Consider the following 7,182-nt stretch of genomic DNA (forward strand, 5'->3'; position numbering starts at 1 on the left):
AAATTATCCGGAGCGTATTCCTATGCGCTTTCGTATCGGCTTTTGTCGCTTGTAGCAATAAAGCCGATTATAAAGATTCGTCATTACCTGTCGAAACTCGAGTACAGGATTTATTGGGGCGTATGACAGTAGAAGAAAAAGCTGCTCAACTGGATATGCTGTCGGCAAAAGAAATTGTCATAGACGAAAATACTTTATCCGATGAACAGTTGAAGCATTTTGTAGATAGCATGTGTATCGGGGCTGTCCATGATTTATATCCTGCTCATGCTGCAGTAGCTAATCTTATACAAAAACATGCGGTGGAAAACTCGCGTTTGGGTATTCCTTTGCTTTTTATAGAGGAAGGATTGCACGGCTATCAAGGTGTAAAAGGTACAGCTTTCCCTATTCCTATCGGTAATTCTTCGAGCTGGGATACAACCATGCTCTATTCTATTGGAAGGGTTATTGCCACAGAAGCCCGTGCTCATGGCGTGCATTTCATATTGGGCCCGAATTTGGATCTTGCTCATGAAATAAGATGGGGGCGTGTTGAGGAAACTTTCGGTGAAGATCCGTATTTGACTTCTCGATTAGGGGTTAATCTTGTAAAAGGTATGCAAGGCAATGACTTGAGAGATAATAATACCGTGGCATCAGAGCCTAAACATTTCGGTATTCATGGTATTCCGGAATCGGGGACGAATGCCTCATCGGTTAATATCGGCGAACGAGAAGCCCGTTCATTCCATTTATATACTTTCGAAAAAGCGGTGAAAGAGGGACACGCTCAAGGAGTAATGGCCGCTTATCATGATATTGACGGGATTCCTTGCGTTGCGAATGAATGGCTGTTGTCTAAGATCTTACGTGAAGAGTGGGGTTTTGACGGCATTGTAGTATCGGATTTAGGAGCTATAAGAAGACAGGTAAACGATCATCATACGGCTGTGGATACTGAAGATGCTGTCGTTAAATCTCTTAAAGCCGGGTTGAATATGCAGTTTTACGATTTCCCTTACGATGATTTTCAGAAAGCTGTTGTTGAGGCCGTTAAAAACGGAACGCTGGATGAAGCAGTTCTCGATAGTAGGGTTGCCGATGTATTAAGGCTGAAATTCCGTTTGGGATTATTTGAGAATCCTTATACTGAGGACTCTCTGGCTGTTCAAGCCGAAAATAATGCAGAACATAAGGCTTTAGCTTTGAAAGCTGCACAAGAGTCTTTGATCTTGTTGAAAAATGAAAACAATACGTTGCCGTTTAAACAAGATGTAAAACGTATTACTCTGGTGGGAGAACTGGCAAATCAGTCGTTGTTGGGCGGTTATTCTCCGGCTCAGGCAAGAGGTATTACGGTATATGAGGCATTAAAAGATAAATTCGGTAAAAGTGTCCGTATCGATTTTATAGAAAGTCAGATAGAAGATTCTTTCAAATCTATTCCTAATTCGGTACTGTATACAGAAGCCGGTGGGGAAAATGGTGTTTATGTGGAATTTTTTAACGGAATAGACCTGAAAGGAACTCCGGCGTATAAGAGTGTAGATCCTGAGATTTCGCATTATTGGCATAATTTAAGCCCTGTTCCGGGTGTGAACAGAGATATGTTTTCGGCTCGTTGGAAAGGGGTCATAAAAGCTCCTGTAACCGGAGAGTATGAGTTCAAGATGTCTGCAGATAATTGGAGTAAACTGTATTTAGGCGGAAAGCTGGTCATCGATCAATGGGATAATGGTAAAAACAATGGTACATACCGTATTCGTTTACACGCCGGACAGATACTCCCGATACAGGTGGAATATGCGGAAATCGATGATAATGCATGGACTTCTATCGAATGGAGGCTTGTCGGTCGTACTATGTCTGCCGATGCTTTATATAATCGGGTTATTGCTTCGGCACGCACGTCGGATATTACTATTGTTGTTGTAGGAGAATCGATGAATCTCGTCGGAGAGGGGAAAGACCGGCAGAATTTGAATATGAATGAGCGAGATGTCAAGCTGTTGCAAGCTGTGCGTGCATCCGGATGTCCGGCAGCTACGGTATTGATGCATGGCCGTCCGTTCGTAATGACTCCGGCAGATGAATATTCCGATGCCATATTAGATGCTTGGTATCCGGGAGAATTTGGAGGAAAAGCCATTGTGGAGGCTCTTTTCGGAGATATCAATCCTTCGGGTAAACTGACAGTCAGTGTCCCTCGTTCCCAAGGGCAATTGCCGGTTACTTATCTAAAAAAACGTTCTTTTAAACATTGGTACGTAGATGGAAATACGACTCCATTATACGCATTTGGTCATGGACTTAGTTATACGACATTTAAGTATGGAGATATGCAATTGTCTGCTAAGGAAATAAATAAGGATGAGAATCTTACGGTTTCTTTTACTGTTGAGAATACAGGTAAAATGCGAGGTACGGAAATATGCCAGTTGTATTTGACAGATAAGGTTAGTAGCGTATCTCTTCCCGGAAAAGCCTTAAAAGGATTTTCTCGTGTAGAGTTAGCTCCGGGAGAAAAGAAAACCGTAGAGATTATTTTAACTCCCGAACATTTTTCATTGATCAATGCCGATATGCAGCGAGTTGTAGAACCCGGATTGTTCGAAATATCTGTAGGCCCTTCTTCTGCAACGATCGAACTGAAAGGAGAAGTGACTGTTAAATGACGGTTGGTGAAAACCGGAAATTTTAAAAGCCTGTCTGTTAAAAAAAGTCAGACAGGCTTTTATATGATTAGTTCACAGTGAATTATAGCATCTGTTTATTGTACGTTTTTCAGTTTCGGTAATTTGAGAAAGAAATAGATTCCGGAAATGATGGCCATGCCGATTCCGATACTTACGGATAAATTATATGAAAGATTGATTCCGATAGGATCATACAGTATATAGGTGATTGTAACTGTTGTCATAAAAAGGGCCGGAATAAGAGTAACCCAATATAATTTCTTTTTTTGTGCGAGATATACGGTAATAGCCCATAGCGTGAATACGGCAAGAGTTTGGTTACACCATGCAAAATATCTCCAGATCATTTCAAAACCGTCTTTATCGGCAAGACTGTAGATAAGAATTCCGATTGCGAGTATAAATAAAGGAATGCAAATTACTAACCGTTTGGTAATCGACTTTTGTTCTATCTTCATAAAATCCGCAATAATAAGGCGAGCAGAGCGGAATGCGGTATCTCCTGACGTTATGGGGGCTGCGATTACTCCGAGTATGGCTAAGAATCCACCGATAACCCCTAACCAGCCTTCAGAAATTTTTTGCACGATGATAGCTGCACTTCCGTTTACATTATCTGCATTTTCGGTTATCCCGAATGCCGATTGGCCTTCAGGGCTGAAAAAGTAAGTAGCTGCTGCTGCCCATATCAGAGCGACAATACCTTCGGTAACCATAGAACCATAAAATATCGAACGTCCTTGATTTTCATTGGTCATGCATCGAGCCATTAATGGAGATTGAGTTGCGTGAAATCCTGAAATTGCCCCGCAGGCAATGCTAATGAACATCATTGGAAAGATTGGGGAATTTACTGCATTCGGATGTTTATTTTGTAGTCCGTCGGTGATTTCGGGTATGGCAGGAAACTGAATGAGTAATACGGCAAGTATTCCAATCGCCATAAAGAGCAATGCGGCAGCAAAAAAGGGATATACTCGTCCGATTATTTTATCGATAGGGAATAGTGTAGCGATGATGTAATAGATAAATACTACATAAATCCAGAATCTAGAATCAAGAGATTCGGGAGTCAACATTGCGAGTAATTCTGCCGGACCTGCAACAAAAACGGCACCGACCAGTATCATTAAAATTACTGTAAAGCCCCGCATGATCTGTTTGGTGGTGACGCCTAAATAACGTCCGATAGTTTCCGGAAGGCTCTCTCCGTTATGCCGTAAAGAGATCATCCCGGAAAGATAATCATGTACTGCTCCGGCGAATATAGTACCGAATACGATCCATAAAAAAGAAGAAGTCCCGAATTTTGCTCCCATAATAGCTCCGAAGATAGGACCGAGTCCGGCGATGTTCAGAAATTGGATCATAAATATTTTCCAACGGGGAAGAGGTACAAAATCTACTCCGTCGGGGTTCTTGATTGCCGGAGTCTTACGGTCGGGTTCGATTCCGAAAACCCTTTCAATGAATTTTCCGTAAATAAAATAACCTCCGATAAGCACTAATAAAGCAATACAGAATGTGATCATGATATGTGGTTTTTGTAAAAGTTTTACATATATTGTGCTGCTGCTTCGGCGCAACGTTCACCATCGATAGCCGCCGAAACAATACCTCCTGCATATCCGGCGCCTTCACCGCAAGGGTATAATCCTTTAATGCGAACGTGTTGCATATTTTCTTTATATCGGGGGATTCTTACCGGAGAGGATGTCCTTGTTTCTACTCCGATCATTAGTGCTTCTCTTGTAAGAAAGCCTTTCGATATTTTACCGAAATAAGAAAATCCTTCTCTAAGGCGCGAAGTAATGAATTCCGGCATCCAAAAGTGGAGAGGAGAGGAGATGACTCCCGGGGTGTATGACGATTTAGGCAGATCGAACGATACTTTTTTATTGACGAAATCTGTCATTCGTTGGGCTGGGGCTGTTTGTTTACAATTCCCATTCACATAGCACTGATATTCGAGTTCTTCCTGAAATTTTATTCCTGACAATACTCCGTACCGTGAATATTGGTCAATATCTTCCGGTCTTATTTCTACGACCATCCCCGAATTAGCCCATACTGATCCTCGATTTGAGGGAGACATTCCGTTTACAACGATTTGATTAGGTCCGCTGGCTGCCGGAACGACAAAACCTCCCGGACACATGCAGAATGAATAAACACCACGTCCGTTTACTTGAGCTACAAAACTGTATTCGGCTGCCGGAAGATATTCTCCTCTACCTTTAGGATTGTGGTACTGCAATTGATCTATCAGATGCTGCGGATGTTCCAGACGCACACCTACGGCGAAGCCTTTGCTTTCCAGTTCTATCCCTGATTCGTATAAATGATAATATACATCTCTGGCAGAATGTCCGGTTGCCAGGATAACGGGTGCGTGAAACTCTTTTCCGTTTTGGGTTTCTACCCCGATGATTTCATCGTTTTTTATTAAAAGCTTGTCCATTCGGGTTTCGAAATGTATCTCTCCGCCCGATTTTTCTATTTGCTTCCGGATGTTTTCGATAACGACCGGTAATTTATCTGTACCTATATGAGGGTGGGCGTCTGCTAAAATAGATGTGTCTGCACCATGTTGACAGAAGATATTTAAAATGCGATCTACCGATCCTCTTTTTTTGCTTCGAGTATATAGTTTTCCATCCGAAAAAGCTCCGGCTCCTCCTTCTCCGAAACTGTAATTCGATTCGCTGTTTACGATCTGTTCCCGGCTTATACGGGCAATATCTTTACGTCGTTCATGAACATTTTTTCCTCGTTCTATGATAATGGGGCGGCGTCCGAGTTCGATCAGGCGTAAAGCCGCGAACAAACCTGCAGGACCTGCTCCTACGATAATGACAGGAGACTTGTCCGATACATCGCCATAGTAAGTATGTATATATTCATCGTCAGTAGGTATTTCATTGATATATACTTTTAATTGCATGTTGATCATAACCTGTCTTTGACGGGCGTCTATCGAGCGTTTCAATACTCGGATCGCTTTGATCGAAGATAAGTCAATGGCGTATTCTTGTGATACGGCTTGAATTATATTATATTCCGATGAAGCCTGTTTTGGTAGTACTCTTATTTTTAATTCTTTGATCATATTGTTGTTTTTTTATCCGAATAGTTGTCGGAAAGCTTCTTCGACTTTACGGACGGGAACAATTTCTATATTCAGTTTTTTATCATCAAACCCTTTTAGATTGTTGTACGGAATCAAAATGCGTTTGAATCCTAATTTTTCTGCTTCCGATATTCTCTGTTCGATTCGGTTGACGGGTCGTATTTCTCCGGACAGTCCGACTTCTCCGGTCATACAGGTGTGGTTCTCGATGGCCATGTCCATATTGGACGAAAGAATAGCGCTGATAATAGATAAGTCCATAGCCGGATCGTTAACTTTCAATCCTCCGGCGATATTTAGGAACACATCTTTTTGTGCAAGTTTAAATCCGACACGTTTCTCGAGAACAGCCAAAAGCATATTCATTCTTCTTAAATCGAATCCTGTTGCCGACCGTTGTGGTGTACCGTATGCGGCAGTGCTTACTAAAGATTGCGTTTCGATCAGAAATGGACGTATTCCTTCTATGGCCGCAGCTATGGCGACCCCGCTTAATCCCTCATGATTCTGAGATAGTAATAGCTCGGAGGGGTTACTGACTTCACGAAGTCCGTTTTGTCTCATTTCATATATTCCCAATTCGGCAGTGCTTCCGAATCTGTTTTTTATAGACCTGAGAATTCGGTACATATAGTGTTGATCTCCCTCGAATTGCAGCACGGTATCAACGATGTGCTCCAGAACCTTAGGCCCGGCAATACTGCCTTCTTTATTAATATGTCCGATCAATAAGACGGGAGTTCCGGTTTCTTTTGCAAATTTGAGAATTGATGCAGAGCATTCCCGCACTTGAGATACACTTCCCGGAGAAGATTCGATCGTCTCGGTCGATATGGTTTGAATAGAATCTATGATAACTAAATCGGGTTGTACGTTTTTAATATGCACGAATATTTCTTCTAAAGAAGTTTCACAAACGATATAACAATCAGGATTTTCACTTTTTTGTATTCGGTCTGCTCGTAATTTCAGTTGGCGGGCACTTTCTTCTCCGGAGACATACAATGTTTTTTTCCCATGTAAACCTAAAACCGTCTGTAAAATCAGAGTCGATTTCCCTATTCCGGGTTCGCCGCCGATCAAAACTAATGAGCCGGGAACCAGACCTCCTCCGAGAACTCTGTTCAATTCACTGTTTCGCACATCTATACGAGGCTCTTCTGCAATATTTATTTCATTCAGTTTAAGAGGTTTCGATTTGCTGTTTTCGGTCGAGTGATATGAACTTTTAGTTGCTGAAGGTTTAGTATTGATGATTTCCTCTACATAACTGTTCCATTCTCCGCAAATAGGGCATTTTCCTATCCATTTCGGAGAATCAGCTCCGCAATTGGTGCATATATATACCGATTTTGTTTTTGCCATATATATAGT

The 7,182-nt window shown here is 41.8% G+C and carries 4 protein-coding genes; 1 reads left to right on the forward strand and 3 read right to left on the reverse strand.

All coding sequences use genetic code 11. From position 1 onward, the window contains the following. Positions 1 to 2 precede the first annotated feature (2 nt). Positions 3 to 2,657: a glycoside hydrolase family 3 N-terminal domain-containing protein gene (locus AC1WHX_RS09180; protein ID WP_481229209.1), complete on the forward strand. Its 2,655-nt coding sequence runs from the start codon at positions 3 to 5 to the stop codon at positions 2,655 to 2,657. Positions 2,658 to 2,752: 95 nt separating this feature from the next. Here the strand turns inward: AC1WHX_RS09180 and AC1WHX_RS09185 are convergent, their stop codons facing one another. The 3 genes from AC1WHX_RS09185 to radA are packed head-to-tail and all read right to left on the reverse strand — an operon-like array spanning position 2,753 to position 7,173. Next, positions 2,753 to 4,210, reverse strand: a complete 1,458-nt coding sequence (locus AC1WHX_RS09185) for a carbon starvation CstA family protein (protein WP_303116448.1) — start codon at positions 4,208 to 4,210, stop codon at positions 2,753 to 2,755. A gap of 23 nt (positions 4,211 to 4,233) precedes the next feature. Then, positions 4,234 to 5,787: an NAD(P)/FAD-dependent oxidoreductase gene (locus AC1WHX_RS09190; RefSeq protein ID WP_122337203.1), complete on the reverse strand. Its 1,554-nt coding sequence runs from the start codon at positions 5,785 to 5,787 to the stop codon at positions 4,234 to 4,236. Positions 5,788 to 5,799: 12 nt separating this feature from the next. Continuing rightward, positions 5,800 to 7,173, reverse strand: a complete 1,374-nt coding sequence (gene radA / locus AC1WHX_RS09195; protein WP_022601014.1) for a DNA repair protein RadA — start codon at positions 7,171 to 7,173, stop codon at positions 5,800 to 5,802. Positions 7,174 to 7,182 lie beyond the last annotated feature (9 nt).

The organism is Coprobacter sp. (genome assembly GCF_982436375.1).

What these genes read in the sequence shown, in the direction of transcription:
- AC1WHX_RS09185 (WP_303116448.1), bottom strand. Translation starts at nt 4,210, where the DNA reads ATGATCACATTCTGTATTGCTTTATTAGTGCTTATCGGAGGTTATTTT.
- AC1WHX_RS09190 (WP_122337203.1), bottom strand. Translation starts at nt 5,787, where the DNA reads ATGATCAAAGAATTAAAAATAAGAGTACTACCAAAACAGGCTTCATCG.
- radA (WP_022601014.1), bottom strand. Translation starts at nt 7,173, where the DNA reads ATGGCAAAAACAAAATCGGTATATATATGCACCAATTGCGGAGCTGAT.